Consider the following 14,133-nt stretch of genomic DNA (forward strand, 5'->3'; position numbering starts at 1 on the left):
TATTTTTTCTTTTCAAGTCATTTGAAGGCTATTTAGAGTAGTTGCATAAAATTCAAAAATTGATAGAATTGACAAAATTTTGTCTTTTTCTTTACAAATCAATGCGTTGAAAAGAGAAAAATCAGAAAATCTAAAGACTGCCTGATCTATATTTAATTTATCTAAAAACCTGTAACACTATTTCAGCACTAGACAGGTTTCACTGTTCTCAAAAATGAACGAAATGCTTCCTCAGAAAATTATAAACAATCTACTACGTGTTTCGACTTTTGGAAAGCCTATAAAAATATAATCAAAACTGGAAAACACCATAGTGTTGGGAAAGATGTGGGACAAACTAACCATGTCGAAAGATGGAATAATACCTTAAGAAAAAGAGTAGGTAGATTTGTACAAAATAGAATATTCCATGAAATTAGCAAAAAACTCATTTATGTAACCTACAAGGAGGATTTTTAAAATTTGTAAGGACAAACTAACTATTTTGTATTTTTTACAAAAAAAGCAAAGTTTAAGGATTCAAATCTACTAGAAAAGTAAATTTGCTCAAGTTAAAAAACTACTCAAAAATTCATTTTCTAAATTATTTTATCTAACTTTTGGAATAAAATCGTTGAAGTTGTTTAAGGTTTTACTATTTTTTCGTTTTAATTTAAACAATTTCACTACAAACAATTTTGACCAAATTATTTATCTAATGAAAAAAAATATAATTTTCCTGCAAATTTTTGTCTTTAGTCTTTGTGTGGTTGTTTTTTCTTCGTGTGGCGATACCAAACCCATCAAAGAAAACAATACTCCTGATACTACCTCTGTATCAACTAATCCTGATCTAGAAACAGATAGTACTCAATATAAAGATAATAATGCGATTTCTTATCAAAAAGACCTTCTAAAAGGTGATTATTACAATATTGACCTTAACCAAGATTTGACTACCAAATCGTTAGAAGAACTTCGCTTGCTTAGAAATGCACTTGTAGCAAGGAAAGGTTATTTATTTATGAATGCTGATTTACGTGGTTTTTTTAGCGCACAAGGTTGGTATGATTCCTTGATGATGAAACGTTGGGAAGCCGAAGAATATGATGATAAAGTAATGCCCCTTGAACTAAGTGCTGAAGAAAGTATTTTTGCAGAAAAAATAAAGGTTTTGGAAGAAGCTAAAAAGCAAGAAAATTATATTGAAGTAAATGGAAAAACAGTTCCCAATATTAACAATGTTATCAATCTTTGGCAATATGAAAATGTAGATGAGCAGTTTTTGAATAAAATAGCTCAAAATGGGTTTGCAATTGTTCCAAATGATAATATTCAGTTTTTTCATGTATATGAAGAAAATGATTATCGTCAAACCCCACATTTTGTAACAAATGATATGTATTTACAGCTCTTTCATATGTATTTTATGTATGTTTTGAGAACCTTAGAAGAAGAAAATTTTGCTCCTATGCTCACTAATCTTTGTGAGGGATTGTATAAGGCAAACTATAATTTAGCACAATCAGAAACAGACCCAGAACTCAAAAAAGCAGCCGAGTGGAACTCTACTTATTTTGCTATTGCACTTCATTTATTAAACCAAAAAAATAAGCCTGTCATTGAAGCACATAAAGAATTTTACAAACAAGAAATTGAAAACGTACTAGCAGAAAGTGATGAGACATCAGAGTTTTTAGATTATCAAGATACAAAATTTGCATATAGTCTTTTCAAACCTCGTGGACATTATACACGCAAAAAAACATTGCAAAATTATTTTCGTGCTATGATTTGGATTCAGACTGTTCCCCAGTGTTTGGATAAAGATGAACATTTGCGTAGAATGGCTCTCAATGCTCACTTTTTGAATACTGAAAAATCAGCACAAGGAAAATCATTGATTCAACTTTATAAAGGAATTTTAGAACCCACTACTTTTTTGATTGGTGAACCTGATAATCTTTCAGCTCTCAATATTGTCAATCTTTTGGGCGAAATTGGTATTCAATCGCCTCAAACACTTACACAAAAAGCTCCTTTAGAGACTCTTAGAACTAAATTAGCAACATTAGCAAAAAACTTAAATAAAATAAAACCTGAAATAGAAAAAACTTGTCCTGACAAAATCAATCTGATGCCTCAACGCTATTTAGTAGATAATGAAATCTTGCAAAGGTTGGTAGATATAAAAGAAGGACAGCCTTCAAAACGTCCTTTTCCAAAAGGGTTAGATGTTTTTGCAGCTTTTGGAAATCAGGCAGCACAGAAAAATTTGGTGGAAGTATATGACGAAAAAAATAACTGGAAAGAATATATGCCAAGACTAGAAGGCTTACAAACCAAACTCAAAGATTATAACGAATGGGACGAAGCTGTTTATAATAAATGGATTTATACACTTTTAGGAAGTTTTGAGTATGATAAACGTACACCTGCTCATTTGAAAAGTGAAATGTGGGATTTGAAAACACTCAACACAAGCCTTGCTTCGTGGGCAGAACTCAAACACGATGCAATTCTGTATGCCGAACAACCTATGGCAGCAGAATGTGGTGGTGATGGACCTCCAAACCCTTATACAGTTGCTTATGTAGAACCAAATACCGTCTTTTGGAAGCGACTTTTGGAGCTTGTCGATTTGAACAAAAAACTTTTGCAAAAACACAATTTATTTAAGCCTTTTGAAGGTAAAACCACTCAAATGCGTGAGCAAATAGAATTTCTAGGTAAGATTTCTGAAAAGCAATTGGCAGGACAAAAAGTGACAGAGCAAGAATACAGAGAGTTAGAATATATAGGGGGAGCAGTCGAAATGTTTACCCTTTCTATTATTGATAATCAACTTTCCTACTTAGATAGTTGGGAAAATGTAACAGGAACTGACAAATCAATTGCTGTTGTGGCAGATATTTATACCAATAATGTGGATACTCAAAAAGCTGGAATTTTGCACGTAGGAGTAGGAAAAGTAAATGATATTTTTGTGATTGTAGAAATAGATGGTTATTTATACCTTACTCGTGGAGGAACTTTTGGTTATCACGAGTTTGTAAAAGACCCAAATACAAGATTAAATGATGAAGAGTGGCAAAAGATTTTAGAAACAGATGAAAAACCAAGTCTTCCAAAGTTTTTGAATCCAATTTTATATGAAGGAGAGCAGAAACCAAAATCAAATGAAAAGGTAATGTATAGTTCGGGTTGTTAAATAAACGTTATCACGGTTGTTTACAGGTCTAATAATTAGCAAGTTATAGAAAAACAAACCAGTCTTATTTTTCCATAGCGCAGGGTTTGCAAACCCTGCGCTATGGAAAAATGAACATTACTAATTTAACCGTGATAACGTTTAATATAATAATCAAATTTATTTCTCTTTTTGAAACGTATTTGACTTTTATGTAGTTATTCTATTTTATAGATGGTCTTTGTGATTTATTATGAAATAAAATTGCAACATTAGTTCTGTTTTTTTTCGTACAGCAAAAAAAACAACCATTTTACATAAATCTCTATCAAACACAATAAAATTATGAGCAAGAAAAAAGACAAAAAAATGAAAGTAAACCCAGAATTAGAAGGGTTGAATGTTCATGTCAATGAGTTTGGCGAAATTATAACTTCGTATGATGCTGAGCAAATAAATAAGTTTTTAGATAAAACACTCTATGATAAAAAAATAAGAAATCAAGATGCAAAAACAGGCTCTTTGAAAGAAAAGCATAAAAAACAGGATGAAGAAGAATAGATTTTATTCTTTTAGATTTGATAAACCATAACTACTCAAAATTATAGAGGAACATGGTTTTTTAAATCTTTTTTTTCTACTACTTTCTATCTAATAAATTGCCATGAAATTCAAATTATTATTTTTATTACTCTGTATTACTTTCTTTTTTTTAGGAAACGAAGTTTTTTCTCAAGTCAGTCTAAATTCTAAGGATTATTATCTTACTCTCAACAAGCCAGGAAGAAAAAAGCGTATTCGCTTTTATATAGGGGAGGAGCTAAAATTCAAACTCAAAGATGAAAATTTTAGACGAACAGCTACTATTACAGCCATTGATTCGAACTCTATAACAATAAATGGAGTAGCAAAAATACCTTTAGAAGATTTTAAAATGATTCATGTAGAAAAAGATAGCTATTTTGCAGGATTATCAAGAGCAGCACATGCAAGTGGAACAGGTGCAGGAATTGTATTTGGCGTTTTGGGAGGAGTGGCTACATTGCTTAATGTAGAAAAAGGAGAAACTATGATATATGGTGGGGGAGTTTTACTTGTAGTAGGACAATTTTTTAGCCTTTTTACTAGTCGTAATTATAGACTGAACTCCTATCGTTATCTCCGAACTGTTCCCCAATGGCAAGGTTTAGACTTAGAAAAAACAAGCAGTTATTAGGAAGAAAACACAATAAAAAGTGCAATTTGACAATGATAAAATGTAATAAATACCTCTTTAGTGAATTTAAATGCGCTTATGCTTACTTTTTTTAGGTAGATATATTATGAAAATTGATATAAATTTGCGTTATTCGGAAAGATTTTTTGAGAAATAAACATTCAAAAAATCATAAGAAAACCAAAAACACACAAATTATTCAACTTTCATTTTAGTACAACAACTCATTTTACTTCAACCTGCTCTTTGTGAACGAATTCCAAAATCTTCTACAAAAATATACAAACCAACATTCACGTTTTTTGAGTGTTGATGGTGCGCTTATTCATTATCGAATTGAGGGCAAAGGCGAACCTCTTGTTTTGCTACATGGTGCTTTTTCTTCTCTACATACTTTTGAAGAATGGACAAAACGGCTTTCTAAAAAATATCAGATTATTCGTTTGGATTTACCTGGGTTTGCCCTTACAGGAAGTGTTCCTGATGATGATTATTCAATGAAAAGACATTTACATTATCTAAATAGTTTCTTAGAGATATTAGGAATAAAGAAATTTTACTTAGGTGGTAGTTCTTTAGGTGGTTGGGTCGCTTGGGAGTATGCGCTTCATTATCCTAAAAAAGTGCAGAAACTAATCCTTTTAGATGCAGCAGGCTTTATGGATGCTCAAAGCATTCCCTTACCTTTCAAAATGGCTCGTACACCATTTTTTGGACGTGTAATAAAGTATGTTATTCAACATAATGTTTTGGAGCAGTTTGTAAGAGAGGTATATTATAATCAGTCCAAAATTACGCCTCAAATGATAGAGCGTTACTACGAACTTTTTACTAGAGATGGAAATCCAGAAGCATTTTTATTACTTGTAAATAACAAACACAAAGAAAATACAAAGAACCTCAAAAATTTGGCAATGCCTGTTTTGATAATGTGGGGACGTGAAGACCGTTGGATTCCTGTTCGTAATGCACACCGTTTTCATGAGCTGATTCCACAAAATAGAATGCTAATTTATGAACGTGTTGGACATTTGCCAATGGAAGAAGCTCCTGTTCAGACAAGCAAAGCTGTTGTAAAGTTTCTGAGTGAGGAGTTTTAAATTTAGTTTTATAGGTCAATACTCAATAAATTTTTACTCAATTATATTTTTATGCTTAATAATTATTAAAAATAAAATTTGAAAAATCCCATTACTATAAAGAATAGAAATATTGGAATAGATATTTTGAGAGGATTTTCTATTTTGTTTGTTATTCTCTTGCATCTCAATATTCGTTTTGGTTATTCTACCACTTTTCTAAAAGAAATTTTGCCTAAAAAGCTATTTTCTCTTATTTTTTGGAATGGAATGTATGGAGTAGTTATTTTCTTTACTCTATCAGGATATTTGATCACAAAATCGGTAATAGCAAAATGGGGAGCAGTCTCACAAATTGATGTGAAAAAATTTTATTTTTTTCGCTTTGCCCGTATAATTCCTCTGCTTTTTACATTGATCTTCATTCTTTCCTGTTTTCATATTTTTCAAATAGATGGTTTTGTAATAAATCCTAAAAAAGCGTCTCTAGCTCGTTCCGTATTTGCTGCACTTACATTTCATATCAACTGGCTTGAAATACAGGTAGGCTATCTTCCTGCAAGTTGGGACGTATTATGGTCTATTTCTATTGAAGAAGTATTTTACCTACTCTTTCCTATTATTTGTTTCTTTATAAGAAATAAATGGCAACTTTTCTTTCTTTTGATTTTCTTTATGTGTCTTTCGCCGTATGCTAGAATATATTTCTATGAAGGAAACGAGTTAGCTTCTAAAGGCTATTTTGCTTATTTCGATGCTATCACTTTTGGCTGTTTCATTGCTGTTATAGCTGACCAAATCACCTTTCAGAAGTGGCTTTTACGTATTTTTTGTTTGGTAGGTTTATCTCTAATACTATTTATTATTTACTTTAAAAAGATTGTTTACGACTTAGGTTTAGTAGGTTTAGGACTAAATATCACAATTCTTTCAGTAGGAGTTTCTTTTCTTTTACTTTGGCTTCATAATCATCATAAAATGGGAAAAGAAAAAGATTACTTAGCTTTTAGATGGCTCAAAAGTATGGGTGTTTATAGTTATGAAATTTATCTGACACACATGTTTGTCGTAATTTTTGGTGTTCAGATTTATAAATATCTTGAATTAAGTAGCAATTATTTAATTCCTTACTCGTTGCTCTTAATTTTACTTTCTTATTTTTTGGGTAGAATAATCTTCAATTATTTTTCTGAACCTTTGAATAATTGGTTAAGAAGAAAATTTTGACTTATTAATCCTTAACTGATTTTATCAAAGGAAAAATAATCAAAGTAATTGAGCCAATACAAACTGCTATAATTCCGACCCAATTGTAGTGAATTAATTCTTTTGTCTCACTAGCCGATTCAATAACAATATAACCACCAATAATAGACGCTAAAGCAGAACCAAGCTGTTGAACAGAAGAATTTAAACTCATAAAACTGGCTCTTCGTTTGGACGGAATTGCCATAGTAAGCTGCGTTTGAGCAGGTACCATACGTCCACTTCCAAAAACAAAAAAGAAAGTTGTTACACAGAGAGCAACCCAAACAGGAATATCAGTCAGATGAGTAAGTAAAATAACGGCAATGAAAGAAATAGGAAGGATAATATTAAACATTTTTCTAGGTCCAAAACGATCTACATAACGCCCAACTAAAGGAGCTGTAAAAATAGTAAAACCTCCTCCAATAAAATAAATAAGTGTGATTTGTTCTTCTGAAAAACCAATATTACGAATCATATAAGGAGTAATGAAAGGAATCAACATAAACTGCCCAAGCACAAGCGTAAAAGTTAGAAGCAAAGCCAAACGAGCATTTCTAGAATTTAAGATTTCTAATAGAGCTTCTTTTCTTGTTTCCTTGTGTCCATTTCCCAAATCAGCTTTGTTTTTAGCATCTATATGAGAGCGCAAAGAAGGAATATATTTAAAAGAAATAATCCAAATAATAAAACTCAGAATACCTAAAAGCTGAAAAGGTGCATGCCAATCAAATGTTATAGCTAAATACAAACCTGTCGGAACCCCAATAACAGAGGCTACCGAAAAAGCCATCATAATTATTCCTACAGCTTTTCCTCTTTCTTCAGCTACAAACAAATCACTAGCCATAGCTAAAACAAGTGCGCCAATTATGCCACCAAAAAAACCAGCTATTCCTCTAAAAATCAAGAAAAAATAAAAATTAGGAACAAACGAACACGCAAAAGTAGCCATTCCAAAACAAGCGTATACAAACAAAAAAGCTGCTCTTCTATCAAACTTATCTAAATAAACAGCTCCTAAAAGCCCAGCAATAAAAGCACAAGAAGAGTAAGCAGAAACCAAAAGGGCATATTCTTGAGGAACAATTTCAAAAAGTTTCATGAGACGATCACTCAATGGCATAATTATCATGATGTCCATGATATGAGTGAAATTGGCAGCAGCCAGCAAAAAGAGTATAAAGGATTTATTTTTCAAAACGTGATAGGAGACAGGTATAAAACTTTTGTAAAAAGAGTATCAATACATAAAAAAACATGCTAACACAAAGTAATCAAAGTTAGTTTTCAAAGTTGAGGAGTTTTAAGAAAGTTTTATTAATAATTATAATACAAAAATCCTTTATCAACTATTAAAAATAGCTAATAAAGGATTTTGTAAAGTATTAGAATGATTTATTTTCTTCTCACAACAATATTTCCCAATACAAGAATATCCATTTTGGTACGTAAAAAACAATCTAATGCTTCTTGTGGCGTATTTACAATAGGTTCATTTTCATTAAAGGAAGTATTTAGAAGAACTGGAACACCTGTTTGTTCTCTAAAAGTATCAATGAGTCTATGATAACGTGGATTTGTGCTTGCACTAACAGTTTGTAAACGTCCTGTTCCATCAACATGAGTAACAGCAGGAATCACCTCATGTTTTTCTTTTTTGATAGGATAGACCTTTTCCATAAATGGAACTTTGTCAGCACCTTCAAAATATTCTTCTACATATTCTTCTAAAATAGAAGGAGCAAAAGGACGGAAACTTTCTCTGCGTTTTATTTTTTCGTTCAATAATTCTTTTGCATCTGTTCTTCTTGGGTCGACCAAAATTGAACGATTGCCCAACGCTCTAGGTCCAAATTCTGCACTTCCTTGAAACCAACCAATTACACCAGCGTCAAGAATAGCATCTGTAACTGTTTTATATAATTCCTCATCATTCAAAACTGAATACTGAATGTCTTTTGCTATTTCTTTCGTTGATTTTTCGTGTTTTAGAATTGTCTCTATTTCTGTATCCGAATAATTACTTCCTGTATAAGCATCCCAAATTGGTTCTATTCTAGGTTTCTTTAGTTCATGATTATAAAAATACAATGCCGAACCCAAAGCTGTTCCTGCGTCATGTCCTGCACTTGGAACATACACTTTTTTGAAAGGCGTATTTTGCAAAATTTTTCCATTGGCTACTGAGTTTTGAGCTACTCCACCAGCTACACACAAATTATCCAAACCTGTTTTTTTGTGCAAATGATTTAGAATATGAAAAATTGTTTCTTCTGTAATGCGTTGAATAGAAGTAGCCAAATTGATATGATGCTGTGTAAGAGGTTCATCTTTAGTACGCATTTTACCAAACTTTTCTTCTAAAAGTGGTGATATAGGTGTATCTACATGAGGTTCGCCACCTTCCCAAGACATCGTAACACCATCTTTATCGTGTCTGAAATAATCTAAATTGAGTTCAAAAAGTCCGTTGGATTTGAATTTTATTATATCTCTAAACTGTTCTAAATAAACAGGCTCACCATAAGGAGCAAGTCCCATTACTTTATATTCGTCTCCATATTTTGGAAAACCTAAATAACGAGTAAGTGTGGTATAAAATTCACCTATCGAATGTGGATAATTGACTTGGTCAAGAACAGTAATTTGGTTGCCTTTACCTGTTCCTGTCATAGTAGAAGTAAAATCTCCAAAGGCATCAATAGAAAGTAAAGCAGCTTCATCAAAATCTGATGGAAAAAAGGCACTTGCCAAATGAGAGCGATGATGTTCAATATTTTTGACTTCTGCTTTTATGCTTTTTTCGTTTATTTGAAATGCTTTTGCTAATTCTTGTTTTACTCCTCCTATTTTTTTTGAGTTTTGAAGACGACTTTTTATAGCATCATAACTAATCATTTTGCTGGCAGCAAAGATAATTTTTTTATATAAATTGGATGAAGGATTACGAGAAATTGTAATATAATCTACATCTTCAATAGAAATACCAGCTTCTTTCAGACAAAATTTAATTGCCTCTGTTGGAAACCCAGCCCAGTGTTTAATGCGTCTGATACGTTCTTCTTCAGTAGCAGCGATTAATTTTCCATCTTTAAGAATACAAGCAGAAGAATCTCCGTGATAAGCATTAAGACCTAAAATGTACATGTGTGAATAGTTAAGAATAGCAAAAAGTCTAAGTATTTTACTATGTTTTGATAAAACCAAAACACTTATAAAAACTTAGACATTAATATATTTTTATGTAAAAAGAATTATTTAGTAACTAATTTGATAGCTAATTTTTTAGCCATCTGAAAAGCAGTAGGAAATGTAGTTTCTACATTCAAAATCAAACGGTTAAGGCTCTCATTTTGATCTTTTGGAAAGTTTACATCAATTCCATTTACTCTTTTAAGATTCAATTTTTTGATGCGAGATTGGTATTGTAAAAAATCGGTAGAAGTAGGAATATAATGTCCTGTAAAAGAAGAACGAGAATGTTCGGGTTGAGTAGTAGCAAGGCTTCCATGAATTGTTTTTCCATGCCAAAAAAGAACATCCCCTTTTCTCAAAACAGGTGCGCTACATTCTAATTTGAATTGATGAATAATATCCACAACTAATTTTTTGTATTTATCATGATTGAAAGCAATATCAAAATCACCACCATTTTTTTCCATATCAATCAAATGACTTTTTGGATAAACATAAAAACGCCCTGCTCCTGGTGCAATATCTTCAATAGCTATCCAAGTTCCCACCATTCGACCCAATTCTGAAGAGTCTAAGTAATAACTATCTTGATGCGCCCAAGTAGCTGGGTTTCCTTCAAAATACATACTCTGAACTAATTTTGGATCATCAGACATTAAATTGTTTAAAGCTGATTTGAATTCTTTACAGGTCAATATTTCCATTCCTTTTTCTCTGAAAACTGGAAACTTATTTTTATCTAAAGATTGAATATTGAGAATAGAATTAATCATATACTGATAATCCGTCAATTTATGTTTTTCTGGATTGGCAGAAGCCTGTCTATAAATATAACCTTGATATGATTTTACTTCCTTATCAAATGCTTCTTTAGCTGCATCACAAAGTGATTCAGGAATCAGGTTGCGAATAATCAGATACCCCTCTTTTTCGTAATATTCTTTTTGTATAGCAGGAGTAGTTAATGTATCATAAACATCATTTTGAGCGTCATAATTTATAGGAACTTCAAAAGTTCCACCATGAGGAGCAGGAGATTCATAAAAATTATCTACTGAATTGTCTTTTATATTTTGCATAAGAGTATTTTTAAAGAAAAAGGCTTAAATTATATATCCCAAACAAGCTTTTTATAATATAAAATAGTTTGAATATATTTTAAAAAATGTATCTATTTTATTCTAGCTTCTCATTAAATAAAATATATATTATATATTTTATGAGACTTTGAATTATTGATTTAATTAAACCTGCATTTGAATAGACCAATTTAAACATGCAATGCAAAACTAATTTTGAATTGCTATTTAGGTGCAAATATACATAACCATTTTATGATAAGGTATAATCAACTGAAATTTATTTTTAAACCCTAAATTTAACTTTGCCTGATTTTAAAAAAATATTTGAGCAAATCAGAAAAAAAAACAAAATAAATTGTAATCTCTAACAAATTGATAACGAATAATTTAGAACCATTTTTTAATATCTTTCATTACAAATAAGGTTTTTTTATTAGAAATAAAATAATTTTTGTTTGTGTATGTCAAAAATAGTTACTTACTTTGCATCACCAAAAGGGAAAAATGGTAATAAAAATACCAATTGTTTTTAACTGAAATAGCAATATTAATAATGAATTAAATTATTCTAAATAAATTTTTAATTTGATTTGGAATTAAAATAATTTAGTTGTAGTTTTGCACTCAGATACGAAAACAAAAGCAAGAATAAAATATAGAGAGGTGGCTGAGTGGTCGAAAGCGGCACCTTGCTAAGGTGTTGTACTCGTAAGGGTACCGGGGGTTCGAATCCCTTCCTCTCTACAATAATTAATAAACTAACTATAAAAGTAAATATTATTTTTATTAATTATCAATCGGGATGTAGCGTAGTCCGGTCATCGCGCCACTTTTGGGAAGTGGAGGTCGCAGGTTCGAATCCTGCTATCCCGACCAAAATATAAAAAATTGTTAGTCGTAAAACTAATTTATCTAGTATAAATTTATTTTTAATCTAGCAATTTTTTTGTTTTATAGATTGGTTCCTTAGCTCAACTGGATAGAGCAACTCCCTTCTAAGGAGTAGGTTTCAGGTTCGAGTCCTGAAGGAATCACTGAGAGCATTTTTCAAAAGGAAAAAAGGCATTTTAAAAGAAAAAATGATGTATTGCAGCATTGAAAACTTAATTAAAGCGCATTCTATTTAAAGCTATCCCTTATATGTTTTATTTAGTATCTCGCTAGGTATCTTAAAACCATCAAGGTATCTCTAACTTATTTAAGGCTAAAATCATTTTCAAATTTTGAAAGACAATTTAATAATTGTTTAATCTTTCAAAATCGTAAAATGATTTACAAAAAATTCAATCAGTTGTATATTTCACTTTTTAGTCAAAAATTAAAAAACGGCAAGTTATCTATTCGCTTTCGGATTTCCATAAATGGACAACGAGAAAATATAGCGACTGGAATTGTTTTGGAATCTGCGAAGCAATGGGTTAACCCTGTTATTCGTTCCCACAAATTCGCAAAACAGTACAACGATAGACTTACACAAATTCAAACGGATTTGATGGAATGTTTTAATCGTCTGTGTAATACTGGCGCAAATCCAACTGCGCTCCTTGTCAAGACAACTTATAAGGGAAACTCAAAACCTCCTATCACTGTATTAGAAGTATTCGAAAATCTTTTAAAAGAAAGACAGATTGAAGCTGATTTAGGCGATATTCAACATCGTACAGTAGAATCTTATAAAACTATTTACAAAGATTTAGAAAAGTTTTTAGAGCTTGAAAGCTCAAAACATTTACCTGCAAATCAATTCGATAAAGGATTGGGCAAAAAGTTTTTTTTGTATTTGCGCACAAATGGAAATGGAGAGCCTCATGCACGAAAAAAAGTAACTAAAGTTCAAACTGCATTTGAAAATGCATTGGATGATGAATTTTTAGATAGAAACAAATTAAAAAATCTTGGAATTAAGACAAAAAAACCTCAACGAAATATAAATTTTCTTTATCCTGATGAAATTTCTAGGATAGAAAAAAAGAAAATGCCTATGCAACGGCTTGAAGATGAAAAAACAGTTTTTCTATTCCAGTGCGCTGTTGGACTTTCGGATATAGATTTGAGAATTTTTGCAAAAAATCCCAAGGCTTATTTTGTAAAAAAAAATGGTCAAACGTGGATTTGTACGAGAAGACGCAAAAACGGTAATCTTGTAGAAGTTCCTTTTTTTACCAAAGCTAGGACTATTTTAGAAAAATGTAATTATCAGCTTCCTATAAAAGCATTAGGAAACCGAAATTCATATTTAAAAGAAATAGGAACTTTAGCTAGAATAGATAGAATTGCGCTTACTTCACACGTGGCTAGGCGTTCTTTTGCAACTGTTCTTTTGAATTTTGACAATGTTCCCTTTGACACTGTATCAAAATTATTAGGGCATTCTAGTATCGTTACGACATTAAGACATTATGCTGCTGTTCTTCCAGAAAAGATTTTGGATGATGTGAAGCATTTGGTAGATTAAATCAAACTTAGGGCTTATTTTATCCTCTTATTATGAATTTTAGTTATTATTCCTCATATCCGAAATAAGAAAATATTTTGTTTGTAAAATGGCATAGCCCAAGCCAAAAAAATACAAAAAATAAACAAACAAACAGCCCTTGTCCTAAATAAGATAAAACGCTATGCTCAAATATTTGTAAATGTTTAAATTCAATCAACCAAGTAACTAAAATAGCTATTGGTATAAAAATATATGCTCTTGTTTTTTTATTTGGTATCATAATCCTTGTAGTTTTCCGTGTTGTTTAGGGTCAATCAAAAAAACAAACCTTGTAACATCAAAAAAATATTGTGATTCTATTTTTAAATTAAACAGTTCAAGTATGTTGTTTCTAGTTTGCAGTATCATTTTGTGTTCTTGTTTACCCTGGTTTAAAAATACACAATCACTAAGAAAATTAGGATGTGATTTTAACTGTTCAGTTGTAATACAAAAAGATATTCCAAATAAATGATACGATTCATTAAAATCTATCTCTATTGGTATAAGTACTGTTCTAGTATCAGAAACTTTAGCTTTTGCTGCTTTATGAAAAGAAAAATCAAATGTATCATAATTATACTCTTTTCCTTTTGTTATAATTTTGATTTTGGTATCGCTAGGATGTTTTTGTTTGATTAGATTCTCTACTAATGCATTCATCT

10 protein-coding genes and 3 tRNA genes are annotated in these 14,133 nt (G+C 31.0%); 9 read left to right on the forward strand and 4 right to left on the reverse strand.

Annotation, left to right across the window (positions count from 1 at the left end):
• The first annotated feature begins 697 nt into the window (after positions 1 to 697).
• The 5 genes from V9L05_RS01155 to V9L05_RS01175 all read left to right on the forward strand — a co-directional run bounded on the left by V9L05_RS01155 (position 698) and on the right by V9L05_RS01175 (position 6,691).
• Positions 698 to 3,190 carry a DUF3160 domain-containing protein gene (locus V9L05_RS01155; protein ID WP_338814037.1) on the forward strand — a complete coding sequence of 831 codons (2,493 nt, stop codon included), beginning with the start codon at positions 698 to 700 and terminating at the stop codon, positions 3,188 to 3,190.
• 324 nt (positions 3,191 to 3,514) lie between these two features.
• On the forward strand, positions 3,515 to 3,730 hold the full coding sequence (locus V9L05_RS01160; RefSeq protein ID WP_338791243.1) for a hypothetical protein: 216 nt from the start codon (positions 3,515 to 3,517) through the stop codon (positions 3,728 to 3,730).
• A gap of 103 nt (positions 3,731 to 3,833) precedes the next feature.
• Positions 3,834 to 4,385, forward strand: a complete 552-nt coding sequence (locus V9L05_RS01165; RefSeq protein WP_338814038.1) for a hypothetical protein — start codon at positions 3,834 to 3,836, stop codon at positions 4,383 to 4,385.
• Positions 4,386 to 4,633: 248 nt separating this feature from the next.
• Positions 4,634 to 5,485, forward strand: coding sequence for an alpha/beta hydrolase (locus V9L05_RS01170; protein WP_338791241.1), 852 nt, complete (start codon positions 4,634 to 4,636; stop codon positions 5,483 to 5,485).
• 78 nt (positions 5,486 to 5,563) lie between these two features.
• Complete coding sequence (locus tag V9L05_RS01175; protein WP_338814039.1) at positions 5,564 to 6,691, forward strand: acyltransferase; 1,128 nt, start codon at positions 5,564 to 5,566, stop codon at positions 6,689 to 6,691.
• Between the two features lie 4 nt (positions 6,692 to 6,695).
• On the opposite strand, the gene V9L05_RS01180 is transcribed toward V9L05_RS01175, so the two are convergent.
• From V9L05_RS01180 to V9L05_RS01190, 3 genes are all read right to left on the reverse strand, one after another.
• On the reverse strand, positions 6,696 to 7,856 hold the full coding sequence (locus V9L05_RS01180; RefSeq protein WP_338814040.1) for an MFS transporter: 1,161 nt from the start codon (positions 7,854 to 7,856) through the stop codon (positions 6,696 to 6,698).
• Between the two features lie 254 nt (positions 7,857 to 8,110).
• The gene (locus V9L05_RS01185; protein ID WP_338791238.1) at positions 8,111 to 9,862 is read right to left on the reverse strand and encodes a carbamoyltransferase; all 1,752 of its coding nucleotides are present in this window, start codon (positions 9,860 to 9,862) and stop codon (positions 8,111 to 8,113) included.
• Positions 9,863 to 9,969: 107 nt separating this feature from the next.
• Entirely contained in the window at positions 9,970 to 10,989 is a 1,020-nt protein-coding gene (locus tag V9L05_RS01190) for a phytanoyl-CoA dioxygenase family protein (RefSeq protein ID WP_338814042.1), read from the reverse strand.
• 660 nt (positions 10,990 to 11,649) lie between these two features.
• Between V9L05_RS01190 and V9L05_RS01195 the strand changes: the two genes are divergently transcribed.
• The 4 genes from V9L05_RS01195 to V9L05_RS01210 all read left to right on the forward strand — a co-directional run bounded on the left by V9L05_RS01195 (position 11,650) and on the right by V9L05_RS01210 (position 13,447).
• Positions 11,650 to 11,736: transfer RNA gene (locus V9L05_RS01195), tRNA-Ser, on the forward strand.
• Positions 11,737 to 11,790: 54 nt separating this feature from the next.
• Positions 11,791 to 11,868: transfer RNA gene (locus V9L05_RS01200), tRNA-Pro, on the forward strand.
• 84 nt (positions 11,869 to 11,952) lie between these two features.
• Positions 11,953 to 12,026: transfer RNA gene (locus tag V9L05_RS01205), tRNA-Arg, on the forward strand.
• Between the two features lie 233 nt (positions 12,027 to 12,259).
• Positions 12,260 to 13,447 carry a phage integrase SAM-like domain-containing protein gene (locus tag V9L05_RS01210; protein ID WP_338814043.1) on the forward strand — a complete coding sequence of 396 codons (1,188 nt, stop codon included), beginning with the start codon at positions 12,260 to 12,262 and terminating at the stop codon, positions 13,445 to 13,447.
• Positions 13,448 to 13,705: 258 nt separating this feature from the next.
• Here the strand turns inward: V9L05_RS01210 and V9L05_RS01215 are convergent, their stop codons facing one another.
• Complete coding sequence (locus V9L05_RS01215; RefSeq protein ID WP_338814044.1) at positions 13,706 to 14,131, reverse strand: hypothetical protein; 426 nt, start codon at positions 14,129 to 14,131, stop codon at positions 13,706 to 13,708.
• Between the last annotated feature and the right edge of the window lie 2 nt (positions 14,132 to 14,133).

This window comes from Bernardetia sp. Wsw4-3y2 (assembly GCF_037126295.1).
Taxonomy (GTDB): Bacteria; Bacteroidota; Bacteroidia; order Cytophagales; family Bernardetiaceae; genus Bernardetia.

What these genes read in the sequence shown, in the direction of transcription:
- V9L05_RS01210 (WP_338814043.1), top strand. Translation starts at nt 12,260, where the DNA reads ATGATTTACAAAAAATTCAATCAGTTGTATATTTCACTTTTTAGTCAA.
- V9L05_RS01185 (WP_338791238.1), bottom strand. Translation starts at nt 9,862, where the DNA reads ATGTACATTTTAGGTCTTAATGCTTATCACGGAGATTCTTCTGCTTGT.
- V9L05_RS01165 (WP_338814038.1), top strand. Translation starts at nt 3,834, where the DNA reads ATGAAATTCAAATTATTATTTTTATTACTCTGTATTACTTTCTTTTTT.
- V9L05_RS01180 (WP_338814040.1), bottom strand. Translation starts at nt 7,856, where the DNA reads ATGGACATCATGATAATTATGCCATTGAGTGATCGTCTCATGAAACTT.
- V9L05_RS01190 (WP_338814042.1), bottom strand. Translation starts at nt 10,989, where the DNA reads ATGCAAAATATAAAAGACAATTCAGTAGATAATTTTTATGAATCTCCT.
- V9L05_RS01160 (WP_338791243.1), top strand. Translation starts at nt 3,515, where the DNA reads ATGAGCAAGAAAAAAGACAAAAAAATGAAAGTAAACCCAGAATTAGAA.
- V9L05_RS01155 (WP_338814037.1), top strand. Translation starts at nt 698, where the DNA reads ATGAAAAAAAATATAATTTTCCTGCAAATTTTTGTCTTTAGTCTTTGT.
- V9L05_RS01215 (WP_338814044.1), bottom strand. Translation starts at nt 14,131, where the DNA reads ATGAATGCATTAGTAGAGAATCTAATCAAACAAAAACATCCTAGCGAT.